This is a genomic window from Acinetobacter sp. YH12072 (genome assembly GCF_013419565.1).
In the GTDB taxonomy this organism is placed as follows: Bacteria; Pseudomonadota; Gammaproteobacteria; order Pseudomonadales; family Moraxellaceae; genus Acinetobacter.
Window position 1 is genome coordinate 1 of record NZ_VOZV01000079.1, and the last position, 3724, is coordinate 3724.

The window sequence follows — 3724 nt, forward strand, 5'->3', positions numbered from 1 at the left end:
ATTGGATCCTGAATTGAAAATCTATAATCAAGAAATCAATAAAAGAAGAATCGGAATTGAGCATGTATTTGGCAGCCTGAAAACCTTCAAAATCCTTGCTGAGCGTTATCGAAATAGAGGTAAAAGGGTTGGTTTGAGATTCAGTTTAGTCGCTGGAATCTACAACTTGGAACTGAGCAAAAAATGATTTATGAAAGAGGTCTATTATATAAAAATGCCTCCTATAGGAGGCCTTCTTATAGTTGATTTTTTAATCGAATATCTATAATAGAGATTGTATAAATTACAATCAAAAAACAAATTAACCTCTAAAAAAGACTTTATTGAAGAAAAGGATCATTCTTGATTAGCTTAATTTCTAGGTGAGTTAAAATTGCAATTAGAGCAATCAGTCCTGAAATTTCCAAGAAGAAAATATCTTTAAAAACTATTGATAACCCTAAACAAATTATGCAGGAAAGTACCCAAAAATTAAAACTTACTAAAAAAAACAATCTAGACATGAACTCAATCACAATATTGCAAATTATGTTGAGAAAAATAGCAGAATTATTAATTAATTGTTAACTTATTTTAAACGGAAAATATACATATTTAATACAAATTGATCTGTTTTTTTTATCAATAGAGCTATTGCTCTTAAATTTACTGGAAACTTGAATCATGAAGAACCTTAACCACATTAAACTTTATAACGATTTACTTCCTAAGTTGGATGTATAAATATTTATTTGATTTTAATAATATTTTTTATGTTTTTTTAACTATATATGTTAATATTAATTTAAAGTATTAAAGTTTTTTGGTTATATTTTGATCTTGTAAAAATTTTGAAAGTCGTGGGAGGTTATTGAACTCAACAACAATGTGAAAGGCTCTAAAGATCAACCACTGTAGCTATACTGGAGAATCAAAATATAAATTTATCTATTTTAATTTTTTACTTTTCCCTTAAAAAGTATAATTTTGGTTTAAAAAACCATTAATTTCAATGTAAACAAGTTTTCCATCATGTTAGGTTTTTTAAATTAATAAAAATATAATTTGTACTTTTGACATACTTATAATTACTGGTGGTGAATGAGTATTAGTAACTCCCTAAGAATAATCCTTTAATCCCATCATTTTTCTTTCAAAATCCCATCATTTAGAAGTACTCATAGGTTAAGGAATAGATATCCTTGTTAGAAATATCTAAACTAGCGATATGCTGTAGTGCTCCTGTTTTTGTCCTAGCAAAACTGTCCGCTTCATCCAAATACTGAAATATGAGTTCTCTAAGGGTTTTGTGCTTAAGTTGCATCTCAGGGTTCAATATTTTTTCAGGGTGCAATTCAATCTCGGCTTCCGTGCGTTTGATTCATTCCTCAGCCAATGATTTTTTGCTGAACGTTTTGGATTGCTTAAATTCAGGGTAGCCTTGACGTTATATACGGATCTGAGCTCTATACCGAGTTGTACCGTCTTTTGTTTGTCGCTTAGTGACCATGCCCATGAATTTGCACCATAAAAATGTAGTGGTGCAAATAGGTTGCAAATAAAGAGCGTTAAAAGTCAATACGGAGCGACTAAACGAAGTTAAATGAGGTTAAAGATTTTGAGTAAAAATAATGTAATTTCAGAATTGTTTGATAGGTCAATAGATAAGAAACTTTGGGTCGCTCCCATGGCAGGTGTCACCGATCGTCCATTTAGAACCTTATGCAAGTACTTCGGTGCGGGTCATGCGGTCAGTGAAATGATGACTTCTGACAAGACCTTGCGCATGAGTAAAAAAAGCTTATATCGGGCGAATTTTGATGGTGAGCTGGCACCAATCTCAGCACAGATTGCTGGTTCTGATCCGCATGACTTAGCTGAGGCAGCACGCTATCAGGTCGCAAATGGGGCACAAATTGTTGATATTAATATGGGTTGTCCAGCAAAGAAAGTCTGTAATAAGCTGGCCGGTTCTGCCTTGTTAAAGGATGAAGATCTGGTTGCACGTATTTTAGATGCAGTCGTTGCTGCAGTTGATGTTCCTGTGACTTTAAAAACCCGTTTGGGCTATCTCAACGGTCATGAAAATATTCTGCGAGTTGCAAAACGTGCTGAAGACGCGGGGATTGCAGCGCTGGCATTACATGGTCGTACTCGTGAAGACATGTACCTCAATACGGCACGTTACTCCTTAATCAAGGAAGTGAAAGGGATGTTGAGTATTCCCGTGATTGCGAACGGAGATATTGATAGCCCTGAGAAAGCCAAATATGTACTGGACTATACAGGTGCAGATGCCATCATGATTGGCCGTGCTGCACAAGGACGTCCCTGGATTTTTCGTGAAATTGCACATTATTTAGAAACTGGAGAGCATCTTGCTGCGCCAAGTATTGCTGAAGTGAAAGATGTGTTATTAGGACATCTATCTGAGCTTTATGAATTTTATGGTGAATATTCAGGTTGCCGTATTTCGCGTAAGCATATTGCCTGGTATACCAAAGGACTACGTTCGAGTAATGAATTCCGTCAAAATATGTATCAAGTAGAAAACACTGCCGATCAATATAAAGTGGTGGAAAACTATTTTAATGGATTACTGGAACATGGACATATCATGAGCGATGTACAAATAGATCAGGTAAATCTGTTAGAAACTAAATAAAAAGATAGATTTCCTACTTATTTCAAAAGGTACTGTAGTAAATACAGTACCTTTTTTATCTTATAGCTAAAATTTTATATGCTTCCGTTACATTAAAGACTGTAGTGAACATAGCCGCATATTAAGTTCACTGAAACTGGACATGACATGGACATTGTTTACGTGAAATTGCTCTAAGCTGAATTTCTAGCATGGCAAGATGTTTATTCAATCTTGTTCATTCTCATGATCAAGGGAGATCTATAATGACAAATACCAATCGTCCAGTTACAGACTTTGGCAATAAAACCTCGACTGAATTACCAGAGGAACGTAGTGACGCATTAAATCAAGATGCAACAGATGCCAGTGCTCGACCAGATTTAAATTCACCTCAAAAAGATAATCCTCGTGTGCCAGATATGAATGAAGGTGAGGATAATGTACTTGCTACCAGTGCAGGTACTTTAGGCGGGGCAGCAGTTGGAGCGACTGCCGGTCTGGTAGGTGGTCCTCCAGGGGCAGTAGTAGGCGGTATCATTGGCGGTGTTGTAGGCGGTATTGCAGGGAATGATATTGCTTCACCTGATCATCCGAAACAAACGGATAACTATGAGCATCCAGAAAATCATCCAGAGGCAGATAATTATCAGCATCCGGACACGATTAAGCAGGAAGATGATTACTGGAGAAATGAGCATACCAACCGTCCGTATTATACCGAATCACGTACTACTTACAGCGATCTCGACTATGATCGTGACTATCGTGGTGCTTATCGAGTGGGTTATGAAAACCGTCCACTATATGACCGTCAGACTGACTTCGAACATGCCGAACCTGAATTACGAACCAAATGGGAACAGGTAAAAGGTGAATCCCGTTTGAATTGGGAAGAAGCAAAATTTGCGATCAAAGATGCTTGGCATCGTATGACTCGTTAAAGAATCGATATAAAAAACCTCTCCGTGGAGTAATGCCAGTCAGTTAAGAAATTGACTGGCATTTTCTTGGGTATTTCAGTGGTTTACCTTTCACAACTCTTGGGCAACTTCTAACCCTCCTCTCAGGCAAAACATACCTCCTAGATTTCTCCAGTAA

General features: G+C 36.5%; 3 protein-coding genes and 1 pseudogene. 3 read left to right on the top strand and 1 reads right to left on the bottom strand.

Going from position 1 to position 3724, the window contains the following annotated elements; genetic code table 11:
* Nucleotides 1–187, top strand: a 187-nt coding sequence (locus FTU19_RS16000) for a transposase (RefSeq protein WP_180131898.1), incomplete at its 5' end; no start/stop codon positions are given.
* 963 nt (nucleotides 188–1150) lie between these two features.
* Here the strand turns inward: FTU19_RS16000 and FTU19_RS16455 are convergent.
* Nucleotides 1151–1495 (bottom strand): annotated as a pseudogene (locus FTU19_RS16455) (site-specific integrase); the annotation flags it as partial.
* A 102-nt stretch (nucleotides 1496–1597) separates the two neighbouring features.
* Here FTU19_RS16455 and dusB point away from each other — a divergent pair.
* Both dusB and FTU19_RS16010 read left to right on the top strand, forming a co-directional pair.
* Nucleotides 1598–2644 carry a tRNA dihydrouridine synthase DusB gene (dusB, locus tag FTU19_RS16005; RefSeq protein ID WP_180016641.1) on the top strand — a complete coding sequence of 349 codons (1047 nt, stop codon included), beginning with the start codon at nucleotides 1598–1600 and terminating at the stop codon, nucleotides 2642–2644.
* 245 nt (nucleotides 2645–2889) lie between these two features.
* A complete protein-coding gene (locus FTU19_RS16010) occupies nucleotides 2890–3567 on the top strand; it encodes a hypothetical protein (protein ID WP_180016640.1) in 678 nt (225 codons plus the stop codon).
* The last annotated feature ends 157 nt before the right edge of the window (nucleotides 3568–3724 follow it).